At 42.0% G+C, this 20,727-nt stretch carries 23 protein-coding genes; 9 read left to right on the top strand and 14 right to left on the bottom strand.

The annotated features are described in order from the left end of the window. The first annotated feature begins 5 nt into the window (after positions 1-5). Entirely contained in the window at positions 6-941 is a 936-nt protein-coding gene (gene ctlX / locus LLW17_RS07105) for a citrulline utilization hydrolase CtlX (protein ID WP_228229571.1), read from the top strand. 18 nt (positions 942-959) lie between these two features. On the opposite strand, the gene LLW17_RS07100 is transcribed toward ctlX, so the two are convergent. Beyond that, positions 960-2,399, bottom strand: coding sequence for an SDR family oxidoreductase (locus LLW17_RS07100; RefSeq protein ID WP_228229570.1), 1,440 nt, complete (start codon positions 2,397-2,399; stop codon positions 960-962). A gap of 97 nt (positions 2,400-2,496) precedes the next feature. On the opposite strand from LLW17_RS07100, the gene LLW17_RS07095 reads away from it, so the two are divergent. Then, entirely contained in the window at positions 2,497-2,700 is a 204-nt protein-coding gene (locus tag LLW17_RS07095; protein ID WP_228229569.1) for a hypothetical protein, read from the top strand. Here the strand turns inward: LLW17_RS07095 and LLW17_RS07090 are convergent, their stop codons facing one another. After that, complete coding sequence (locus LLW17_RS07090) at positions 2,701-3,132, bottom strand: hypothetical protein (protein ID WP_228229568.1); 432 nt, start codon at positions 3,130-3,132, stop codon at positions 2,701-2,703. Between the two features lie 217 nt (positions 3,133-3,349). Here LLW17_RS07090 and argS point away from each other — a divergent pair, with 217 nt between their 5' ends. Further along, positions 3,350-5,125 carry an arginine--tRNA ligase gene (gene argS, locus LLW17_RS07085; protein WP_228229567.1) on the top strand — a complete coding sequence of 592 codons (1,776 nt, stop codon included), beginning with the start codon at positions 3,350-3,352 and terminating at the stop codon, positions 5,123-5,125. On the opposite strand, the gene LLW17_RS07080 is transcribed toward argS, so the two are convergent. The 3 genes from LLW17_RS07080 to LLW17_RS07070 all read right to left on the bottom strand — a co-directional run bounded on the left by LLW17_RS07080 (position 5,126) and on the right by LLW17_RS07070 (position 9,138). Further along, the gene (locus tag LLW17_RS07080; protein ID WP_228229566.1) at positions 5,126-7,651 is read right to left on the bottom strand and encodes a TonB-dependent receptor; all 2,526 of its coding nucleotides are present in this window, start codon (positions 7,649-7,651) and stop codon (positions 5,126-5,128) included. Then, positions 7,641-8,558 (bottom strand): FecR family protein, encoded by a 918-nt coding sequence (locus tag LLW17_RS07075; RefSeq protein WP_228229565.1) that lies wholly within the window; start codon positions 8,556-8,558, stop codon positions 7,641-7,643. Before LLW17_RS07075 ends, LLW17_RS07080 begins: the two co-directional genes overlap by 11 nt. Before the next feature lie 61 nt (positions 8,559-8,619). Continuing rightward, positions 8,620-9,138, bottom strand: coding sequence for an RNA polymerase sigma factor (locus LLW17_RS07070; protein WP_228229564.1), 519 nt, complete (start codon positions 9,136-9,138; stop codon positions 8,620-8,622). A gap of 138 nt (positions 9,139-9,276) precedes the next feature. On the opposite strand from LLW17_RS07070, the gene LLW17_RS07065 reads away from it, so the two are divergent. Continuing rightward, positions 9,277-10,329, top strand: a complete 1,053-nt coding sequence (locus tag LLW17_RS07065) for a hypothetical protein (RefSeq protein WP_228229563.1) — start codon at positions 9,277-9,279, stop codon at positions 10,327-10,329. Between the two features lie 140 nt (positions 10,330-10,469). Here LLW17_RS07065 and LLW17_RS07060 read toward each other — a convergent pair whose 3' ends face one another. Beyond that, positions 10,470-11,210: a bacteriorhodopsin-like gene (locus LLW17_RS07060; RefSeq protein WP_228229562.1), complete on the bottom strand. Its 741-nt coding sequence runs from the start codon at positions 11,208-11,210 to the stop codon at positions 10,470-10,472. Positions 11,211-11,318: 108 nt separating this feature from the next. On the opposite strand from LLW17_RS07060, the gene LLW17_RS07055 reads away from it, so the two are divergent. The 5 genes from LLW17_RS07055 to tnpA all read left to right on the top strand — a co-directional run bounded on the left by LLW17_RS07055 (position 11,319) and on the right by tnpA (position 15,555). Further along, positions 11,319-12,185 (top strand): Brp/Blh family beta-carotene 15,15'-dioxygenase, encoded by an 867-nt coding sequence (locus tag LLW17_RS07055; RefSeq protein WP_228229561.1) that lies wholly within the window; start codon positions 11,319-11,321, stop codon positions 12,183-12,185. A 138-nt stretch (positions 12,186-12,323) separates the two neighbouring features. After that, complete coding sequence (ffh, locus tag LLW17_RS07050; protein WP_228229560.1) at positions 12,324-13,652, top strand: signal recognition particle protein; 1,329 nt, start codon at positions 12,324-12,326, stop codon at positions 13,650-13,652. A 51-nt stretch (positions 13,653-13,703) separates the two neighbouring features. Then, positions 13,704-14,069: a four helix bundle protein gene (locus LLW17_RS07045; protein WP_228229559.1), complete on the top strand. Its 366-nt coding sequence runs from the start codon at positions 13,704-13,706 to the stop codon at positions 14,067-14,069. Positions 14,070-14,103: 34 nt separating this feature from the next. Then, positions 14,104-14,985, top strand: a complete 882-nt coding sequence (locus tag LLW17_RS07040) for a bifunctional 5,10-methylenetetrahydrofolate dehydrogenase/5,10-methenyltetrahydrofolate cyclohydrolase (RefSeq protein WP_228229558.1) — start codon at positions 14,104-14,106, stop codon at positions 14,983-14,985. A gap of 135 nt (positions 14,986-15,120) precedes the next feature. Further along, on the top strand, positions 15,121-15,555 hold the full coding sequence (gene tnpA / locus LLW17_RS07035) for an IS200/IS605 family transposase (RefSeq protein ID WP_228229557.1): 435 nt from the start codon (positions 15,121-15,123) through the stop codon (positions 15,553-15,555). Between the two features lie 58 nt (positions 15,556-15,613). Here the strand turns inward: tnpA and ppgK are convergent, their stop codons facing one another. The 8 genes from ppgK to LLW17_RS06995 form a co-directional block, all read right to left on the bottom strand. Beyond that, positions 15,614-16,357 (bottom strand): polyphosphate--glucose phosphotransferase, encoded by a 744-nt coding sequence (gene ppgK / locus LLW17_RS07030; RefSeq protein WP_228229556.1) that lies wholly within the window; start codon positions 16,355-16,357, stop codon positions 15,614-15,616. Positions 16,358-16,566: 209 nt separating this feature from the next. Further along, positions 16,567-16,896, bottom strand: coding sequence for a thiol-disulfide oxidoreductase DCC family protein (locus tag LLW17_RS07025; protein ID WP_228229555.1), 330 nt, complete (start codon positions 16,894-16,896; stop codon positions 16,567-16,569). After that, a complete protein-coding gene (locus tag LLW17_RS07020) occupies positions 16,871-17,932 on the bottom strand; it encodes an AI-2E family transporter (RefSeq protein WP_228229554.1) in 1,062 nt (353 codons plus the stop codon). The genes LLW17_RS07025 and LLW17_RS07020 overlap by 26 nt, the downstream gene beginning before the upstream one ends. Next, positions 17,929-18,348, bottom strand: a complete 420-nt coding sequence (locus tag LLW17_RS07015; protein WP_228229553.1) for a VOC family protein — start codon at positions 18,346-18,348, stop codon at positions 17,929-17,931. The genes LLW17_RS07020 and LLW17_RS07015 overlap by 4 nt, the downstream gene beginning before the upstream one ends. A 20-nt stretch (positions 18,349-18,368) precedes the next feature. After that, positions 18,369-18,614 (bottom strand): DUF7218 family protein, encoded by a 246-nt coding sequence (locus LLW17_RS07010; RefSeq protein WP_228229552.1) that lies wholly within the window; start codon positions 18,612-18,614, stop codon positions 18,369-18,371. A gap of 93 nt (positions 18,615-18,707) precedes the next feature. Then, entirely contained in the window at positions 18,708-19,508 is an 801-nt protein-coding gene (gene rluF / locus LLW17_RS07005; RefSeq protein ID WP_228229551.1) for a 23S rRNA pseudouridine(2604) synthase RluF, read from the bottom strand. A 10-nt stretch (positions 19,509-19,518) separates the two neighbouring features. After that, positions 19,519-20,358 (bottom strand): alpha/beta fold hydrolase, encoded by an 840-nt coding sequence (locus LLW17_RS07000; protein WP_228229550.1) that lies wholly within the window; start codon positions 20,356-20,358, stop codon positions 19,519-19,521. Positions 20,359-20,406: 48 nt separating this feature from the next. Then, entirely contained in the window at positions 20,407-20,610 is a 204-nt protein-coding gene (locus LLW17_RS06995) for a hypothetical protein (protein WP_228229549.1), read from the bottom strand. Positions 20,611-20,727 lie beyond the last annotated feature (117 nt).

Here is a 20,727-nt window from a genome sequence, read left to right as displayed (position 1 = left end):
TCCCTATGAATAAACAAATAACCGGCACCTTGTTGATGGTGCGTCCCGCAGCGTTTAGAATGAACGAACAAACAGCGGTAAATAATTATTTTCAGGAAAAACTTTCGATAAATAATGAGGAAATCAATGCCAAAGCCCAGCAGGAATTTGATGCCTTTGTAAATAAACTAAGAAGCCACGGCATTGAAGTTTTGGTTTTACAGGATCAAAAAGAGCTCGACACACCAGACTCCATCTTTCCCAATAACTGGGTGAGCACGCACGAAAACGGCAATGTGGCTATCTACCCGATGTATGCCGAAAATCGCAGAAAAGAACGTCGCGAAGAGTTTTTTGAACTGCTTGAAGAATCTGGTTTTAAGATTAAGAGCGTTGTAGATTATACCGAAGCTGAAGAAGAAGGGATTTTTCTGGAAGGCACCGGAAGTATTGTTCTGGACCGGCAAAACGAACTGGCTTATTGTGCACTTTCGGCACGCGCAGACGAGGAACTCTTCATAGAATTCTGTGAGGATTTTGAGTACTTCCCCGTAGTTTTTAATGCCTATCAAAGTGTAGACGGCAAACGCCTTCCTATTTACCACACCAATGTGATGATGTGTGTTGCAGAAGAATTCTGCGTTATTTGCCTGGACACGATTGACGATAAAAAAGAGCGTAAGCTTGTTATTGATCAGCTTAAAAAATCGGGTAAAGAGATCATCGCTATCTCAGAGGAGCAAATGCACCAGTTTGCAGGTAATATGCTTCAGGTTAGAAATGATCAGGGCGAAAAGTTTCTGGTAATGAGTGCAAGTGCTCACAACTCACTCAATGCACAACAAATCGCACAGATTACTAAATATTGTCAAATAGTAAGCAGTGATTTAAACACCATAGAAACCTGTGGCGGCGGAAGCGCCCGTTGCATGATGGCTGAAGTATTCCTGCCTAAAGCATAAGCATTCTAGAGGCCTGGCCTATTTATTTTTTTGCTGGTAGTTCGCAATATTGCGTATCATGCCGCTGAAAATAAAGTAGTGAAACGGTAACATACTAAACCAGTATAACCTTCCCCATAAACCCTTCGGTCTAAAGGTGGCGGTTTGGTGCAGTACATTATCCTCGTCAATTTCCCAATCTAGCCAGGCTTCACCGGGTACGCGCATTTCGGCAAAAAGCAAAAGTCGGCGCTCTTCTTTATCTGCTAGTAAAACCCTCCAGAAATCAAGAGAGTCGCCTTCATAAATCTCATTGCTGTGTGTACGGCCACGTCTTAAACCCACGCCACCAGCGACTTTGTCTATAAAGCCGCGTATTTTCCAAAGGAAATCAGCATAGTACCAGCCGCGGTTTCCGCCAATAGACCAAATATTCTCAAGAGCCTGCTCCGGATTTTCAAGCCTGATGCTTTGCCGGTCTTTTAAGCAACCAAATTCGGGCACCTTCACATAATGGCTGAGGTCTTTCCTAAAACGCCCACTTACCATCGAATCTTTCCAGCTGGAGACCACCTGATTTTGTTCTATTTTTTCAAAAGCTAACTTAATCGCATCAACGTAATTGATGGGTTTGATTTTGAGCAACTCCTGAAGACGGGTGTCTTTAGATATCACTTCAACCCGCATACTGTCTACCAAATTGAGCGCGAGTTTATAACTGGTTGAGGTCACAAAGTACAGCCAGTAGGATGAAATCTTTGGGCTCATGACCGGCACATCTATGATGGTAAGGGAAAGTTTTCGCACCCGCGCGTAAAGCAGCATCATTTGTTTGTAAGACAGGATATCTGGACCACCAATGTCAAAAGACTCGTTGTAGCATTTTTCATGACCCAGCATCCCGGTGAGGTATTGCAAGACATTGCGTATGGCGATGGGTTGGCAACGGGTCTTCACCCATTTGGGCGTGATCATTATAGGTAGTTTTTCACACAAATCCCTTATAATCTCAAAAGACGAACTGCCCGAACCTACAATAATTGCCGCCCTCAAAACGGTTAGATTAAAATTTCCCTGATAGAGTACATCCTCCACGCGTTTGCGGGACTGTAGGTGTTTACTCAGGTTTTCTTCATTGACAATTCCGCTTAAGTACACCACCTGTTTGCAATCTGTCGCTTCAAGATAGATATTGAAATTACGGGCAGAACGTTCCTCTTTCTCATCAAAATCAGAAGTAGAGGAGGTCATCGAATGTATGAGATAATAGGCCGCGTCTAAATCTTTCGGGAGTTTGCCCGGCTGCGGATCGTCTAAAAAATCGATCTCCACGATCTCTATTTGTTCGCGGGTTTTTGCATTTACAGACAGGCGGTTTTTATCACGAACCGCACATACAATCTGATGTCCTGCTTCCAGTAAAAGTGGTAACAGGCGCATCCCGATGTAACCGTTAGCTCCGGTAAGCAGTATTTTCATAATGGCTTTTTAATAAAGATACACATTTAAACAGGCTTTTTTAGAGTTGTAAACCGCCCAAAGTAGTATCTTATGATAACTTTAAATCTTATTGATTATGAATTTAACCATGCGCACAATTACAGTGGTGGTAGGTCTTGTTTTGATCGCTTTGGGCCTGTATGAGGCTTTAATTCCTCAAAAAGTGGTCGATTTTGGTCCGCTAGAAGTATCTGCCAAAGAAGGCCTTACCACAGAATCTCTGCTGTTAATCGGTCTTGGAGTGCTTGCCCTGGTTGCCAGTTTCCTGAAGAGAAAGTAACTACAAATCTTCCGGTCCCAGAGGCAAATGCGCAGCCTTGTAATCAAGAATCTTCTTCATAAAATTATGTGTGGCTTTGTCTTTTGCTTTCGCCCGGATTTTTATAAAATACTGGTCCTTGTAAATGCTGTATTCTTCGGCCTTTCCCTTGTATAAATTGAGTTTGTAATAGGGTATAATCAGCGCAAACGACTCCAGCAAAGAACGGAAGCCCACGATGATACCGTTGGGTCGCATCTCGATATTGCAGGTGTTTACATAACTGTCCAGAACCAGTAAGTTGTGAATCTCAATACTGGTGGTGGTAATAAACAGTTTTGAAGAGCCGATGCCCCGCATTTTAATGCGTTCGCGCAAGGTAAATGCCGGCCCTACGGCCTCATTTATTTTTCGCTTGACCTCGGGATTGTTGTACGAAACGTTTAAAAGCATTTTTTCTTTTAAAGATACGGCATTAAACTAAAACAGACAGCTATCAGACCGGTCTCAGAGGTCTTTGAGGTTTAGGTTTGAGAATGGCATTTTCAATTCTAAGTCAGGCCTTAAAGGATTTTAAGATTCCCACGGGATAAAATTAGCATCAATTTTTAGGCTCGAGGTCTTCTCCCAAGCTAGTTTACGTATCTTTGCGCCTTCAGAAATACGACTCATGAATTTATCAGAAAAGCTTACTCAAGCCGTTAAAGACGCGGTACAGCATCTCTTTAAAACCGAATTGGAAACCGTTGAAATTCAGCCTACCCGTAAGGATTTTGAAGGCGATCTTACCGTAGTGGTGTTTCCCATTTTGCGGGTGGCCAAAGGTAATCCTGCGGTAATTGGAGAGCAGATAGGGTCTTATGTAAAAGAACATCTTGCCGAAATTTCTGATTTTAATGTGGTTAAAGGCTTTCTCAATCTGCTGGTTGCAGATGGGTATTATCTGGATTTCTTCGGAAGCATTCGCTCTGAAAAAAACTTTGGTCACAAAGCCCCTGAAGGTAAGGCTGTGATGGTCGAGTATTCTTCGCCTAATACCAATAAACCGCTTCACCTGGGCCATATTCGTAATAACTTGTTAGGTTTTTCGGTTGCCGAAATTTTAAAGGCTTCCGGTAAAAAAGTTTATAAAACCCAAATCATTAACGACCGGGGTATTCATATCTGTAAAAGTATGCTGGCCTGGCAGAAATTTGGTGATGGCGAGACACCGGAGTCAACCGGACTTAAGGGCGATAAGCTCGTGGGTAATTACTACGTGAAGTTTGATAAAGCTTATAAAGAGGAACAATCCTATTTAGTTGCTCAGGGTAAAACCAAAGAGGAAGCCGAAAAAGAAGCGCCACTCATTCTCGAGGCTCAGGATATGCTGCGTAAGTGGGAGGCAGGCGACGCTGAAGTGGTCGCGCTTTGGAAAAAAATGAACGGCTGGGTCTATGAAGGTTTTGAAGAAACCTATAAAAATCTGGGTGTTGATTTTGACAGCTATTACTACGAAAGCAATACCTATTTACTCGGAAAAGACAATATTGAAGAGGGCCTTAAAAAAGGCGTGTTTTATAAAAAGGAAGACGGTTCGGTTTGGTGTGATTTAACCGAAGATGGTCTTGATGAAAAGCTGGTCTTACGCAGTGATGGTACTGCAGTGTATATGACTCAGGATATTGGTACCGCCATTCAGCGGGTAAAAGATCATCCTGATGTAGGCGGAATGCTTTATACCGTGGGGAATGAGCAGGATTATCACTTTAAAGTCCTGTTTTTAATACTGAAAAAACTGGGCTATGACTGGGCCGAGAATCTGTATCACCTAAGCTATGGGATGGTAGATTTACCTAGCGGAAAAATGAAAAGCCGCGAAGGTACTGTGGTTGATGCCGATGATCTGGTTTCAGAAATGGCAGAAACCGCCGGAAAAATCGCAGAGGAACTGGGTAAACTAGATGGCTACAGCGATGCAGAAAAGCAGGAGCTCTACAAAACCATCGGTCTGGGGGCGTTAAAATATTACATCTTAAAAGTAGATCCTAAAAAACGCATTTTGTTCAACCCGGAAGAGTCTGTAGACTTTCAAGGGAATACGGGGCCGTTTATTCAATATACCTACGCGCGAATTCAGTCTATCTTGAGAAAGGCTGAAGAACTTAAGGTGCCGGAGACGCTTAGTTATGAAAATCTTCAGCCCAAAGAAAAAGAACTCATCAAGCAAATGGTCTTGTATCCGGAAACGGTTCAGCTTGCAGCAGAAAATCACAGTCCGGCGCTGATTGCCAACTATACCTACGATCTGGTGAAGGAATTTAACTCATTCTACCAGCAGATTTCTATTTTGGGAGCAGATACCGATGCAGAGAAAAGTTTCCGCGTAGCCTTATCTAAAAAAGTAGCAGAGGTCATTGAATCTGCTTTTGGTTTACTGGGGATTGATGTGCCCGAGCGGATGTAATTAGAAATTGATTCGCAGCGAAGCATTTGGCGTAAAACCCAGTGAATTGTTCCGAATGGCGTGCGCTCTTGTAGTGTCTTCCGGATTCACGATATAGTATTGCTGAATGGGATTTTTGGCATTGAGCACGTTCAAGGCACCCAGGGTAACTTTACCCTGAATGGGGCCGGCCTCAAAACTGTAATTTACAGAGGCATCTACGCGTAAAAAATCATCCAGATTTTCAGCATTGGGCGAGCCGTAGTTTACAATACGCCCGTTACCCGATGAGATGGTTTCTTCACCTGCAATAGGAACCGTGTAGGGTCTGCCGGTATGGTAGGTTGTGCCCAGCGCAATATCCAGATTCTTTAAGATCGAATAGTTACCGGCGAGATTGAGCGAGTGTCTCAAATCGGTATTATTTGGGAATTGATCGGGAACCAGACTCTCGAACTGATAATCATTGGTTGAAAAGGTATAGGTGAGGTAAACGCTGTAATTTTTTTTGGTTTTATTCAAAATAAATTCAAGTCCTTTAACTTCATAGGAGCCTGAGGTTTTTATAAACTGAAACTGGTTTTGAAAACCCTGATTGGAAGCCGTTATACCCGCTACATTTTTGTAAAAACCACTTAAGTCAAGCAGCCAGCCATTCTTTTTAAATTCCATTCCACCCGAAAATTGCTTGCTGCGTATCAGCGGAATGTCGTTGTCGTTAGCCAAAATCCACCTGCGGTTTTCAACACCCAGAAAATCTTCTTCAAAATCGATTATTTGAGTTGCGGTCTGGTATTTAAACTCGCCCTGAGCCTTGAGGGCAACATAGGCTCCCAGTTTTTGCCTGGCGTTAAGCCGGGGCTCAAGTCTCAGTTTTTCAAACTTTTCAAAGTACGAAGCTCTCAGGCCCGCTCTTAAAAAGGTTTTTGAGGATTTATAGGTAAGATCGGTAAAGGCGCTGTGGCTGCGAACCACGTCTTTTTGGCGTTGGGAAAATAACGGATTGCTCACGCGAGTACCGTTGCGAATGCCGGTTTCGGTAAATTGATAGCCATGCAGCCATTCCAGATTTTTGCCAATCTGCTGAATACCTTTCAGTTTAATCCCGGTTTCCAGCACTTCATTTTCCTGCAGTAATTCCTGCTCTGAGTCGGTAAAAAATTCGCGGGAATCAATATTGTATTTGGTTAAATAGGCATTTACAAACGTGGAATAGTTTGCAGACCAGGTTGAGGTTAAGTTTCCGCCGATGGCGATATTTTGCTGATCGAGATTGCTGGTTTTGGTAACATTTGCTGCTGCCGCATTCTGTTCTGCGTAAAAAAGTTCGTTGCTGATTTGTATAAAACTAACGCGTGCTTTGTGATTTTCATTAAAGTCGACTAAAAGTTTTGCGGTATAGTCGTAGAATTTAAAATCAGATTGGGCACCATCATCTAAGGAGGTGTTGTTTTCGTCTTCAATCTCCGAATCCTGAAAACTGCGTTTAAAATACGCCTGATAGGTGGGCGTTTGCAATTGGTCTGCGATAGAATGTCTGCCGGAAAGTTGCAGGGCAACAGCTTTACCAAAGGGGATTTGTATGAAGGCATCTGCGCTTAATCCGTTAAGACCTACACCGCCGCTTATTTTGTTGCCGATCTCATTTTCGGTATTCATGCGTATGGTGCTGCTCACTCCGCCGCCGTACTCAGAAGGGGTTCCGTTTTTTATCACCGAAACTTTTTTGGTGAGATTGGGATTATAAGCCGAGATAAGTCCAAAAAAGTGACCGGAATGATACATTACGATATCATCCCACAACATCAGGTTTTCGTCCTGAGTACCACCACGTACGTTGATGTTGTTGATGCTTTCGTCAATACTTTCCACTCCAGGAAGCACCTGAATGGTTTGTAAAATATCGGGATCTACCAGCCCCGGAAGTATGCCAAATTGCTCACTGTTTATAATAAACCGGTCGTCTACGCTTTTTTGCAAACCACGGGTTAAAAAACGGGAGACAACAATTTCAGGAAGCTTAAAATCCTGCGGTTTGAGATAGAGTTCTTTACAGTTTCCGCCCTGCGAAATCAAATCAGCGGCTTTTACAATTAAGCGTTCATAGCCCAGATAGCTGATTTCGAGCTCTGCACCCGGAGCTATATCACGAAGTTGAAATTGGCCCTTAGAGCCCGAAATACCACCTTGATTGGTGCCTGTTACGCGTATTTCAGCCCCGGCTAAAACCGAAAAGTTTGTAGCATCTTTCAGGATAGCGCAAAAGCTAAGCGTACCGGTTTTTAGTGTAAGTGCAATATAGCGATCACTTAGTTTTTCAACCTCAAGCGGACTTTCTTCCTGTATATATTTTAAAGCAAGTGTCAGATTTTCAAAAGTAGCAGATCGTATTTTCAGGTGCTCCAAATCTTCTGTTTTGTAAGCAAATTTTACGTCAAACTGCGATTCCAGTGTATTTAGAAATGGAATGACTGCTATTTGTTCCTGAGCTTTCAGACTCAGAAAACCGAAAAGTACGATCGCAGTGATGTAGGTTTTAATGAGCATCGGGCGAAATTTTTACCACAGCATCTTCAATCTCGTAGCTGAGGTTAAGCGGGATGCAAACCGATTGAAGCGCCAGTTGCAGGTCTGTATTACTAAAGCCTCCTGAATACAGTTGTCTGGTGTCTACCGCAGAAGCTTCGATTTTAATATCAAATTGGCGTTGCATTTCGTCAAAAACCAGCTCAAGCGGTACAGCATCAAAAAGGCTTTCTTTATCTAACCAGGCCGGTTTAGCATCAGGAAGACCGGTGATTTTTTCACCTGTACCATCTAAAAAGCGATAGCGTTCTCCCGGTTCTAAAATAAGGCTGTCTGTCGCCCGGGTAACGCTAACCCTTCCTTCATAACAGTGTACTTCAAAGTAGGAATCGCGTTCTTTTACATTGAATTGCGTCCCCAACACCTGCACATCACCCGCTGAGGTGTGAACGGTGAATTTTTTGCCTTTGGTGACCTTAAAAAAAGCTTCGCCATTCAGGTTTACTTTTCGGTTTCCGCTGTCCCAGTTTTTTTCGTCTATAGTTAAGGAACTGCCTGCGTTTAGAATGACTTCAGAGTCATCGGGCAGTTGGGTTTGAGCAATCTCGCCAAAGCCGGTTTTCGTGTCAATTCCGTTAGAGCCCAAAAAGAACCAGGTAGAAATTAGCACGGCTACCACTGCCGCGGCGGCATAGCGCACCCAGCCAAAGTTTGGTTTAATAACTTTAGGCTCTTTTTTCACCGATTGCAGGCGCTTCTCAAGATCCTGATAGGTTTGCTCGGTATCCAGAAGTTCGGGTTTGAGCTCCTTTGAAAAGTCGGCAATTTTAGCATAAGCCTTGTAATCTTCGGTTTTCTTGAATGCTTCCAGCTCTTCGGGCGTTAAGTTACCGTTTAACCATTTTAATATGAGCTTTTCGTTTTTCATTATTCTTGCTTGTGGGCATCTGTAAGACAACTGAATACCGTTTTACCCTACCCTTAGATTGTTAAATATTTGGAATTTGTTCACGAAGGCTGGCCAGAGCCTGGCTCATACGCTTTTCTACAGCTTTGACAGAGAGATCTAGAGTTTCGGCGATCTCGCGGTATTTTTTGCCGTCTATACGGTTCATTAAAAAAACTTCGCGTTGAGCTTCGGTTAAATTTGCAATGGCGCGACTTAATTGTGCTTTAAATTCTTTTTCTTCCAGTATATATTCCGGATCCTGAAAAGACCGGTCTTTCTTAGTGTTGTTTTTTTCAAAGTTGAGCATCACTTTCTGATGCTTCACTGCATTTAGGAAAAGGTTGTTTATGGTGGTAAACAGGTAGGTTTTCGCTTTGCTTAAATCGATATCTGCACAATTTTGCCATATTTTTACGAAAGCCTCCTGCGTGAGATCAAGCGCCTGTGCCTCATCTCCGCACTTATAAAGGGCAAAGTTTTTAGCGCCCTGTGCATAGGAGGTGTAAAAAGCTTTATAAGTGGGCTCCTTACATAAATTTTCTGAGTCGCTGTTTTTCAAGGGGTTTGTAGGGGTTTGGTATTGTTAAATTTAGTTAAAAATAAAATTTCTACTTATTTGGGGTAGGGTAAAATTACGTTGGGTTGTCTTATTCACGAAAACGAATTAAAACCAAATCGCAATTTTAAATTTAATAAAATGAAAAAACTAAAATCAATTTTGAGCATAGCTGTTTTGGCAGCTTTTACATTTACTTCCTGTCAGACTGAAGAAAGTGAATTAATCAATGAGGGCGAAAGTACTAATAGTGCCAGCAGCAAAACGGCAGACTTGCTGGTGCGTAGTTCGGCTTCAGATGGTTCTGATGACGATATTTTAGACGGAATAAGTTGCGCGTCTGTTGTTTATCCCGTGGTAGCAGAGATCAATGGGCAGGAATATACCTTAACCAATGAAGCTATGCTTTCGCTTGTTGTGGATATTTTTGGAAGCATTAAAGGAGATGATGATTTTGTAGAATTTAAATTTCCTATCCAAATGCAATTGAGCAACTACACGGTAGTAACCATCAATAATGAAGATGAGTTTGAAGCATTAAAAGATGCCTGCGAAGATGCCGATGATTCACGTGATGACATCATTAAATGTCTCGACATTAAATATCCGGTTACTTTATTGACTTTTGACGCCAGTGCACAGCAAACCGGAAGCGTGGTAATTACCGGAAAGCGTGAGATGTACAATTTTATTGATGATCTTGAGGACAATCAGTTCTTTAGTATAGACTATCCTATTACGGCTACATCAGCAAGTTCAGGTACCATAACCATAACTTCTGATGCGCAACTTGCTCAGGAATTAGAAAGCTGTGAGGCAGAAGATGACGCAGAGGATGAGGCAGAAGATCTTGCTGATGATCTGGAAGATGAACTGGAAGATTTAATGGCCGATGCAAACTTTAGAATTGAGTCTACATTGACTACAATGGCATTCCTTGCAGATTATACTTTTGAGTTTGCCAATGACGGGGAGATCATCGTGAGAAATGCAGCAACCGGAATTGTTCAGGATGTAGAAGGTGAATATGATTTTGAATCGGAGACCGAAGTCTTTGTGGAGATCGAATTTGAAGGCAGTACTATTTTTAGCGTACTTGAAGGTACTTACGAAGTGGTATCTCAAACAGCAACCCGAATCGAGTTACAAAGCACAACAAATGCCGCTTTAAAACTGACACTTTTAAAATCGTAGATACCAGGTTGTACTTATACTGAAACCCCGTTAATAGCGGGGTTTTTTTTATTGAGATTGGTGTAAAATGGATGAAGTAGAAGCAAAAAAAATGGTTTCCAAATTGGAAACCATTTCTCTTTAACGCTAATTAAAAAGTATTATGCAGCAACTTTCTTGCTACCCGTAGAGGTTACAGCCAAATTGTAAACAACAAGACCAAAACCTATTTTGTTTATGGCGTCACCAATGTTGTAAATAACATCCATACTTAAGCCATTAAATATACCGTCGTACCATCCCGGAGTACCTGCCATATAACCAAGCGGGTAAATTGCCCATCCTACGAGAACAAACCAGCATAGGGCTTTATGTGCTTTAAGCACGTTACCACCGGCACTGGTAGCCAGTTTTTTAGCTTTACCTAGCCAGATGTCGTAAACGATAATGAAATATGCAATACCAGAGATTAAGCCCCATAACCAGGCCTGATCACGATTGATGGTTTCACCAATGTAACCGGTAACCAGCATAATTACCGAGAGGATAATTAATCTCCACATCAAAGAGCGTTTTGCTCCTGCAACCCGTAAAATGAGGTAAAATTCAACGCACATCAGCGGCACGGTAAGTACCCAGTCAACATAACGGAAAAACGTTGGGGATTCACCGAAGCTTTCCCAGTACCCGCGCATATAGAAATAGTGCACTGCTGCAATAAAGGTAATAAGACCAGAAACTAAAATGGAAGTTTTCCATTTACGCTCAAAGTCATTCATTGATAAAAAGAAAAATGCAGACGCGGCCATCATAGCCATACTCCCTACGAAAAATGTGAAGCCTACGTAATCGTCTGCTGCCATTTTTGAAATTTCGGCGAGAGCCAAAGTAAATGTTTTCATAGCAATATGTTTTTTGTTTAACTAAATTTAGAAATAGTTAAACAAACTGATTGTGTATTTAACAAAAATTAAAGTTATTTTCTGAAAAAATAGTAAGAATTTACTCGTATGAAAGCAATAATGATAGTTTTGACCTTCTTTGCCCTGTGGCTCACGTCATTTCTTTCAACTTCGGGAGAGAATATTCTTGCCCTTATTTTAATTCTTACCATCGGCATTTTACACGGCTCAAATGATATCAGGTTATTGCTTAATTTAAAGGAAGGCCTGAGGCTTAAAATGAGTAAACAGCAGTATCTGTTGCTTTACATTGCGGTGGTACTTCTGGGTGCGATTTGTTTTTACCTGATACCCTTAGTTACTTTGATGTTTTTTGTGGGTATAAGTGCCTACCACTTTGGAGAGCAGCACTGGTCTGGAAAATTAAAAAAGCAGTCCATTTTTTTTACGGTTTATGCTACTGTGTATGGCCTTTTCATTTTTGCCTTAATCTTTTATTTCAATCAGCCTGAAGTTGTTGAGGTGGTATACGACTTAACCGGGTTTCAATTACCAACAGCATTTTTCGCCCCCTTTTTGTTCGTGAATCTGGGCCTGCTCGTCATTTTGAGCGTCGTGGGTTATCAAAAGTTTAGCGGTAATTTTGTTTTGGAAGCCTTTTACCTTTTGGTTTTCGGACTCATTTTCAGCATAGCTCCCCTTATTCTGGGATTTGCCTTTTACTTTGTGATTTGGCACAGTTTGCCTTCGCTTTATGATCAAATCACTTTTCTATATGGGGATGTTTCATCAGGATCATTGCGTAAGTATTTAATCAACTCCCTGTTTTACTGGCTTGCTGCGCTTTTTGGTTTGCTTGTGATCTATTATTTTATAGGTGGTGAAGACTCGCTGTTCCTTCCGGTTTTATTTTCATTTCTAGCTGCAATCACCTTTCCGCACGTTTTTGTAATTGAGCAAATAGAACGGGAGTAAATCTTTAAACTCAGACCTAAAATCATTAAATTTGCAACCCTTCCACAAAGTGGAAAACCACACAGTTGCCCGCAGTTGTGTTTTTGAAGTTCAACACGATGCCTTCTGCAAGTCAGGAGGATATTTAGGATACACTCTATGTTTGATAATTTAAGTGATAAGTTAGATAAGGCGATGCACGTGCTTAAGGGGCACGGTCAGATAACGGAAGTCAATGTTGCCGAAACCCTTAAAGAAATACGTCGCGCCCTTGTAGATGCAGATGTTAACTATAAAATCGCTAAAGATTTTACCAGCACGGTAAAAGAAAAAGCGCTGGGACAGGATGTACTTACCGCCCTTAAACCGGGTCAGTTAATGACCAAACTCGTAAAGGATGAGTTAACCGAACTCATGGGAGGGGATGCAGAGGGCATCAATCTTTCGGGCAATCCTTCAGTAATCCTTATGTCCGGTTTGCAGGGTAGTGGTAAAACCACGTTCTCCGGTAAACTGGCCAATTACTTAAAAAACAAAAAAACTAAAAAGCCGCTTTTGGTTGCCTGTGACGTGTATCGTCCTGCGGCGATAGATCAGCTTCATGTAGTAGGAGATCAGATAGGGGTTGAGGTTTTCTCCAATAAGGAAGAAAAGAATCCGGTAAAAATTTCGGAAGCGGCAATTGCTCACGCCAAAGCCAATGGTTTTAATGTAGTGATCATTGATACCGCGGGTCGTCTTGCGGTAGACCAGGTGATGATGAACGAGATTGCTGCTATCCATAAGGCAATTCAGCCTCAGGAAACCCTTTTTGTGGTTGACTCGATGACCGGTCAGGATGCTGTAAACACCGCAAAAGCTTTTAATGACGTTCTTAATTTTGACGGGGTAATTCTTACCAAATTAGATGGTGATACCCGAGGTGGTGCCGCTCTTTCTATTAAAACGGTAGTTGACAAGCCTATCAAATTCATCGGTACCGGTGAAAAGATGGAAGCGATCGATGTGTTCTATCCTTCCCGTATGGCAGACCGAATTCTCGGAATGGGAGATGTGGTGTCCCTTGTTGAGCGTGCTCAGGAACAGTTTGATGAAGAAGAAGCCCGAAAGCTGCAGAAGAAAATTGCCAAAAATCAATTTGGTTTTGATGATTTCCTGAAGCAAATACAGCAGATCAAAAAAATGGGTAATATGAAAGACCTGATCGGGATGATTCCCGGTGCCGGTAAGGTGCTTAAAGGTCTTGATATTGATGACGATGCTTTTAAAGGTATCGAAGCCATCATTCACAGTATGACGCCGGATGAGCGTACGAAACCTTCTATTATCAACAGCAGTCGTAAAAAACGCATCAGTAAAGGTAGTGGTACATCGGTTCAGGAAGTAAATCAATTGCTCAAGCAGTTTGATCAAATGAGCAAAATGATGAAAATGATGCAAGGCGGCGGTGGGGCCAAGATGATGCAGATGATGAATAATATGAGATAGTCTAGAGTTTATAGTTTGCAGTTTCAGTAAGCAGGAATTAATTTTTTGATTATGGGTGTTGAAGATTTAATTGCTTATCAAAAAGCTTTTGATCTGGCGATGGAAATCTTTGAGGTTTCTAAATCTTTTCCAAAAGAGGAATGCTATTCCTTAACTGATCAAATTAGAAGATGCTCTAGGTCGGTGTGCGCAAATATGTCTGAAGCATATAGAAAGCGAAAGTATGAAAGACATTTTATAAGCAAATTGACTGATTGTGATGCAGAAAACGGTGAAACACAGACTTGGTTACGCTTTGCTTTTGCTTGTGAATACATATCTGAAGAATATTATAATTCTAGACTTGAAAAGAGTAAGGAAATAGGGAAACTCATAAACTATATGATTAATAATCCAGGAAAGTTTGGCTGTAAATGAAAACTGCCAACTGATACTGCCAACTGAATAAAAAATGACAATACTAGACGGAAAAAAAACCAGCGACGATATTAAAAACGAGATTGCTGAAGAAGTAAAAGCGATGAAAGAGCGGGGCGAAAAGGTTCCGCATCTCGCAGCTGTTTTGGTAGGAAATGACGGGGCAAGTCTAACCTACGTGGGCAGCAAGGTGAAAGCCTGTGAGCGTATTGGTTTTGAATCTACCCTCATCCGTCTTCCGGAAGAAACTACTGAAGAAGAATTGCTTGATCAGATTAAAAAACTCAATGCAGATCCTGAAATTGACGGCTATATCGTTCAGCTTCCGTTACCAAAACATATTGATGAGCAGAAAGTGCTTCTTGCTGTTGATGCCGATAAAGATGTAGACGGTTTTCATCCTACAAACTTTGGTAAGATGGCTCAGGATATGCCGGTTTTCATTCCTGCAACACCTTTCGGTATTATGGAATTGCTGAAGCGTTATAAAGTTCCTACCGAAGGTAAACACACCGTTGTTATTGGCCGCAGCCATATTGTAGGTCGCCCTATGAGTATTTTAATGTCTCAAAAAGGAAATCCCGGAAACAGCACCGTAACCCTGGCGCACAGCCGCACAAAAAATCTGGAAGAGCTTACCAAACAGGCCGATATCATCATTACTGCTTTAGGGGTGCCCGAATTTTTAAAGGCTGATATGGTTAAGGATGATGTCACCATTATTGATGTGGGGATCACCCGTGTACCCGATACGACCAAAGAACGCGGTTACCGCATTACCGGTGACGTAGATTATGAGGCGGTGAGTAAAAAGGCAGATTTTATCACACCGGTACCCGGTGGAGTAGGACCTATGACAATCGCGATGCTGTTGAAGAATACCTTACTTGCAAGAGCACGTCACAATAAAAACTAAGTTGATGATTACTTGAACTAAAAAAGAGGCTTTAGAGCCTCTTTTTTGGTGTTTTATTGGTCTCAGGTAAGGGTTTAAAACCCTGCAATTTATTGCAGAACTTTAGTATTGCGAAAAAATCTATAATTTGGCACTATGAGCAATACTTTAAGAAGAGGCTCTCATACTGTGAGCAGGTTGACCTGTCATATTGTTTGGGTTACCAAGTACCGATATAAAGTTTTACGTGGAGATGTTCAGATTCGTTGTCGAGAGCTTTTGATACAAATTTGTGAAGCAGAGGGGATAGAGATAATGAAAGGAGTAGTTAGTTCCGATCACGTCCATATGCATATAGAATATGCCCCTAAGACCAATGTTAGCTATATTGTAAAGCAACTAAAGGGGAGGTCTTCTCGCAAGTTGCAACAAGAGTTTCCAAAGCTTAAGGAGCGTTACTGGGGTCAACATTTTTGGGCGAGTGGTTATGGAGTATGGAGCACAGGCAATGTGACCGACAAGATGGTCAATGACTATTTAGACCATCATCGTCGCGATGGTACTGATAATTCCAATTTTATATTGGAATAAGAAAGGGGACTTTCAGTCCCCAGTAAAATAAACCTCTGCACTTTTAGTGCAGAGTGGTTTAGTTTAAAAGATGCCGTGCTCCCAGCGCAGCTCCTATGATACCCGCATGATTGCGCGTATGCGCAGCCATAATGGGAATATCGGTTTTAAGGTATTTGATATACTCATCCAGGTTTTTACTGGCACCCCCGCCTATAATAATCAATTCGGGCTGAGACATGGTACTTAACATCTGTATAAACTGGTTGAAGCGTTTACCCCATTTTTTAAAACTCATATCATTGTCGAGACGCACACGTCTTGAGGCATATTCTTCAATACTTGTCTTTTTCTTGTAGCGCATTTGTCCCAATTCAAAGTTTGGGATGAGTTCGCCGTTAAAAAACACGCCACTGCCTATACCGGTTCCAATAGTGACGACAACAACAAGACCTTTTACGCCTTTTCCCACGCCAAATTCCATTTCGGCAAGGCCTGCCGCATCTGCATCATTCATCACATTTACCGGGAGACCTATGCGTTGCGAGATCATATCATCAACCTGAACACCCAGCCAGGATTTGTCTAGATTTCCGTGTTCTAATGCTTTTCCTTTGTGGATAACGGTGGGGAAACCCACACCTACAGGACCTTTCCAGTCCCAGTGTTTTACCACTTGTGCAATAGTCTCAACCATTGCTTTGGGTTCGCGTGGAACGGGCGTGTCAAGCCGGAAACGCTCCCCTAGATATTCTTCTTTAGTTAAATTAACAGGTACCCCTTTGATGCCTGAACCTCCTACATCAACGCCCAGTATTGCCATAAAGATCTCTTAAATTTTAGGCTGAAATTTTCAGCATGAATTAAAATGAATAGGCAATTTATTGAAAAACCACAAAAAAGAGCCCAATTATACCCAGAATATACATAAGCCAATAGGGTCTAAAGTTTAAAGGATCGCTGCCAAACATCATTTTGGTCAATTTAAACATTGCCGGTCTGTGCTTCGCTATAAAATTATAACCGTGATCGCTAAGCTTTCTGAAAGTTGCATTTTGTGTGTACCAGCGATGATAGGGATACTCTTTTTTTGGAAGAATAATCATAACTACGGTAAGCGGAGTCAGGGCCGGCATAAACAGAGCCTTCCGTTTCAATAAGACGACTTGCTTTTTTAAATTCTTTTAAAGGAATGTCAGGAAAATCTGCTGCAGCCTGCTGAAAGGTTCGGTATTCGATAGAATCTCCCGTCATGTTTTGCCAACGGGTTACCCAATACTTGCAGAACCCGCACTTACCGTCCCAGATAAGTACCGGTTTATCTTTTGGTGGAAATTCAGTCTGTGGTATTTTCTGAAACATGCTCTTCCTGGTGTTGTTCGAGTAAGGTATCGGGATCTCCGTATTCCTGCTTGTAAATTTTCACAATCAGCAAAAACAGGCTAATGAGTAACGGTCCAAAGATTAACCCGATAAATCCAAAAAGAGGAACCCCTACGATTACCCCTATTAATGTTACCAGTGGATGTACGTTAGCAAGTCGCTCTAAAACATAAAGGCGTATCAGATTGTCTGTAGAGCCTACAACGACCAGCCCATAGATGCCAATCCCCAAAGCTTGCAGATTATTGCCGCTGGCAACCAATAAAATTACAACCGGTACAATACCCAGCAAGGTTCCTACAAAGGGAATCATACTTCCTATCGCCGTAATAACAAACCAGAAAAAGGGATCAGGTACTCCGAATATAAAAAAGCCAATCAGCGCTACAATTCCCTGAGCCAAGGCTACAAGAGGAATGCCTATAGCATTACTTTTTACCATGGCCTGGCTTTCTTCGCCTATACGTTTTATGTTGTCTTTACCAAGTGGAATAAACGCGTAAAGATAGTTATGAAGTTTTTCGCGATTGACCAACATATAATACAGAATGAAATACATAATACCCACTGCGATGAACACATTAAAGGTACCTCCCGCCAGATTTTGTAAGTTGGTCGAAACCCAGCTGGTTATAGAGTTGGTGTCAATAGATTCACTCACTTTGAAGCCTAGGTCTGCTTCCCAAATCCCTATTTGATCTTTAATGACCTCAATAACGCGCTCTGAATTGTTTACCGCCTTGCCTATTTTATTAGTAAGCATCATCACGGTTAACCCGATGGGTACTAATATCACTAAAAATGAGCCCAGCATAGCCAAACCGGCAGCATAGCCCGCTTTCCAGCCTCTATTAATAAGTCGTTCTACACTTTTGGTCAAAAGAACATACAAGGTAATGGCTCCCAAAACTCCCGATAAATACGGGGTCATTTCTTCAATAATTAATACCGAAAGAAATAAAATGAGCAGTATTAAGAAGAGTTGCCTTACCAGTTCGGGTTTGAGTCTGTTCATTTGGCGAAAAGTTGAGAGATGTCTTTAAAGCTCTTAAATTCCAGAGCGTTTCCGCAGGGATCATAAAAGAACAGGGTAGCCTGTTCTCCGGGTAAACCTTCAAATCGAATGTACGGTTCAATTACAAACTCAATATTTTTTTGCTTCAGCTTTTCTGCAAACTGATGAAAATCATCCCAGGCGAGCACAACGCCAAAGTGCGGCACAGGGACTTCCTTGCCGTCAACCGAATTGTGATGTACGTCATCCTGAGCACTTTTGGGTTTGTAATGAATCACCAGCTGGTGACCAAAGAAATCAAAATCAACCCAGTGATCGCTGCTGCGACCTTCGGTTAGTTCTAAGGTGTCTCTATAGAAAATTCGGGCTTTCTGTACATCATCAACAGGAATAGCCAGGTGAAAAGGTGCGGGCATTGGTTGGTGTTTTGGTTGTTTTAGTTATTGCGCAGCGCTTCAATAAGTTCGCTTTTGCTCATCTTCGAGCGGCCTTCAATGCCTACTTCCTGAGCTTGTTTGTATAGTTCTTCTTTGGTTCGGTCCTCGTAGTCTTTGGCTTTGCCTCCTTTTTTACCCGCGTTTGGGGTGTTGGCAATACGAGCAGACTTTTCTTTGCTATAACCCTGCTCTCTTAGCGCCTCATACTGGTCTTCATTTTTAACGGAAGGTCTCTCATCTGCCATACTCAATAATTCTAAAGTGATTTCTTTAAAATTAGTGGGAATTTACGAGTTGCAGGATAGGATTAACACAGGTTTATAAACTGAAGGAAATCACTACTCCTTTCTGCGCCTTCTGGGTCCGGAAGGGATAAAGCCCTTCTGTGCCGAAGCTTCACCCTGCTGATCAAGATAGGTTTTAGAACTGCCTTCCAGAAGCCTGTTGAGTTCAGCAAGTTCGGCCGGGGTAAATTGCCGGTATTTGCCCACTGCAACATCCAGATGAATATTCATTATACGCACGCGTTTAAGGCGGGTTACCTCGTAGCCGAGATACTCGCACATACGGCGTATCTGACGGTTAAGTCCCTGAGTGAGGACAATCTTAAACCGGTTTTTGCCCAGTTGCTCTACCTCGCATTTACGGGTGATGGTATCGAGTATGGGCAGGCCGTCTGACATACGCGTTACAAACGATGCGGTAACCGGTTTATCAACTTCAACGATATACTCTTTATCGTGATTGTTACGGGCACGCAGAATTTTATTGACGATATCCCCGTCATTGGTTAAGAAAATAAGACCTTCACTGGCTTTATCGAGTCGGCCAACCGGAAAAATGCGGGTGGGGTAATTGATAAAATCAATGATGTTGTCCTTTTCAACCCGTGTGTCTGTGGTGCACACAATCCCTACCGGTTTGTTGAAAATAAGGTAAACCGGTTTGTCTTTCTCCTGCACAACCAGTTTTCCGTCTACGCGAATCTCGTCTGCTGTCGTAACTTTTGTGCCCATTTCGGGTACAGCGCCATTTATGGTAATGCGTCCGGCATCGATAAGCTTATCGGCTTCCCTGCGTGAGCAGAATCCGAGTTCGCTGAGGTATTTGTTGATACGTGTAGGTGTTTCGCCGGGCATAAGAATTGTTCTATTTAGATAGGAAAGTTATTATTTTCTCATTGACTTCACGATCATACAAGCTGTGATTGAGTCCTTCGGTTTCAATATATTCTGAATTTTTCAGTGCTATATGAATCGCCCGGGAGCCTGAAGCAGGAGTAATGGTATCTTCCTTGTCGTGAATAAGCAGGGTAGGAGTCTGTATTTTTTTCGCGAATACGGAAGAAGAAAAATCTTTAGTCTTAAAATTGAAGCGTCTCTTGAAAAACGCTTCCAGGGCATCAATGGCTTTCTGATTAAGACCTAAAATAGCCCGGTATTGATCAACCAGGCTTTCCAGTTTATCAGGAGCGCCTAAGATGACCAGTTTCTCCATTCGTGTTGCTGAATCCTGCGCCTGATTATACAAAACGGTCATACCACCCATTGAATGGCCTATCAGGAATGCCGGTTGATAGATGGCAATAACCTGATCAAGAACCTTACTGTAGATAGGAACATATAAATATTTGCCATCACTATACCCGTGAGCGGGTGCGTCAAAGGCAATGATGTTGTAATTTTCTTTTTGGAGTCTGAAAATCATTTCCTTCCAACGATGCGAATGACTTTCCCAGCCGTGTACTAACACGATGGTTTTTCCGGTTCCTTTCCACCTGTAGGGTTGAATGGAGAGCCCTGCAACTTCAAGTTTGGGCTCCAGGTTAGAGTCTAAAAAATCCTGATGATGCGGTCCTATTTTTCCCTGACGGGGTTTGCTAAAAACGCGAAAGGCTTTTCTGGCAGAAGCACGCGGACTTAAGTAAGCCAGCGTATTAATATAAAATCCTAAAGATCCTACTAAGAGTTTTTTGAAAAGTTTTTGCATAAAAAAGCCCTCCTGTTTGGGAGGGCAAATATACGATTAAGCAGGTTGTTACTTCTTGCTTTCAGATTCAATTACATCAGTATCTTTTCGGTATTTAAGCAGAGATATCCCCGAAAGGAAAAATATACCACCCAAAATAGCGAGAGCCCAGGGGCTTAATCCTGTGCTTAAACTTCCAAAAATGCCCATCACTCCGGCTACTAGCGCGATCGCTCCACCTATTACCATGATGATTGCTAATATCTTGATCATAATTTTAAAATATTGGTTATGGAGCTAAAGTACTGGAATAGGCGCAGAGCTTCATGTAGATTAACGAGCCTTTAAGCAACAATTAATACATATTTATAAATTACTGCGTGATAGTAA

It is taken from the genome of Leeuwenhoekiella parthenopeia, from assembly GCF_020782115.1.
Lineage (GTDB): Bacteria > Bacteroidota > Bacteroidia > Flavobacteriales > Flavobacteriaceae > Leeuwenhoekiella > Leeuwenhoekiella parthenopeia.
Note: the sequence above shows the minus strand (reverse complement) of the source record. Positions and strands in the feature narration are given on the sequence as shown.

Coding starts and splice junctions, on each gene's coding strand:
- ctlX (WP_228229571.1), top strand. CDS start 6: ATGAATAAACAAATAACCGGCACCTTGTTGATGGTGCGTCCCGCAGCG.
- LLW17_RS07100 (WP_228229570.1), bottom strand. CDS start 2,399: ATGAAAATACTGCTTACCGGAGCTAACGGTTACATCGGGATGCGCCTG.
- LLW17_RS07095 (WP_228229569.1), top strand. CDS start 2,497: ATGAATTTAACCATGCGCACAATTACAGTGGTGGTAGGTCTTGTTTTG.
- LLW17_RS07090 (WP_228229568.1), bottom strand. CDS start 3,132: ATGCTTTTAAACGTTTCGTACAACAATCCCGAGGTCAAGCGAAAAATA.
- argS (WP_228229567.1), top strand. CDS start 3,350: ATGAATTTATCAGAAAAGCTTACTCAAGCCGTTAAAGACGCGGTACAG.
- LLW17_RS07080 (WP_228229566.1), bottom strand. CDS start 7,651: ATGCTCATTAAAACCTACATCACTGCGATCGTACTTTTCGGTTTTCTG.
- LLW17_RS07075 (WP_228229565.1), bottom strand. CDS start 8,558: ATGAAAAACGAAAAGCTCATATTAAAATGGTTAAACGGTAACTTAACG.
- LLW17_RS07065 (WP_228229563.1), top strand. CDS start 9,277: ATGAAAAAACTAAAATCAATTTTGAGCATAGCTGTTTTGGCAGCTTTT.
- LLW17_RS07060 (WP_228229562.1), bottom strand. CDS start 11,210: ATGAAAACATTTACTTTGGCTCTCGCCGAAATTTCAAAAATGGCAGCA.
- LLW17_RS07055 (WP_228229561.1), top strand. CDS start 11,319: ATGAAAGCAATAATGATAGTTTTGACCTTCTTTGCCCTGTGGCTCACG.
- ffh (WP_228229560.1), top strand. CDS start 12,324: ATGTTTGATAATTTAAGTGATAAGTTAGATAAGGCGATGCACGTGCTT.
- LLW17_RS07045 (WP_228229559.1), top strand. CDS start 13,704: ATGGGTGTTGAAGATTTAATTGCTTATCAAAAAGCTTTTGATCTGGCG.
- LLW17_RS07040 (WP_228229558.1), top strand. CDS start 14,104: ATGACAATACTAGACGGAAAAAAAACCAGCGACGATATTAAAAACGAG.
- tnpA (WP_228229557.1), top strand. CDS start 15,121: ATGAGCAATACTTTAAGAAGAGGCTCTCATACTGTGAGCAGGTTGACC.
- ppgK (WP_228229556.1), bottom strand. CDS start 16,357: ATGGCAATACTGGGCGTTGATGTAGGAGGTTCAGGCATCAAAGGGGTA.
- LLW17_RS07025 (WP_228229555.1), bottom strand. CDS start 16,896: ATGTTTCAGAAAATACCACAGACTGAATTTCCACCAAAAGATAAACCG.
- LLW17_RS07020 (WP_228229554.1), bottom strand. CDS start 17,932: ATGAACAGACTCAAACCCGAACTGGTAAGGCAACTCTTCTTAATACTG.
- LLW17_RS07015 (WP_228229553.1), bottom strand. CDS start 18,348: ATGCCCGCACCTTTTCACCTGGCTATTCCTGTTGATGATGTACAGAAA.
- LLW17_RS07010 (WP_228229552.1), bottom strand. CDS start 18,614: ATGGCAGATGAGAGACCTTCCGTTAAAAATGAAGACCAGTATGAGGCG.
- rluF (WP_228229551.1), bottom strand. CDS start 19,508: ATGCCCGGCGAAACACCTACACGTATCAACAAATACCTCAGCGAACTC.
- LLW17_RS07000 (WP_228229550.1), bottom strand. CDS start 20,358: ATGCAAAAACTTTTCAAAAAACTCTTAGTAGGATCTTTAGGATTTTAT.
- LLW17_RS06995 (WP_228229549.1), bottom strand. CDS start 20,610: ATGATCAAGATATTAGCAATCATCATGGTAATAGGTGGAGCGATCGCG.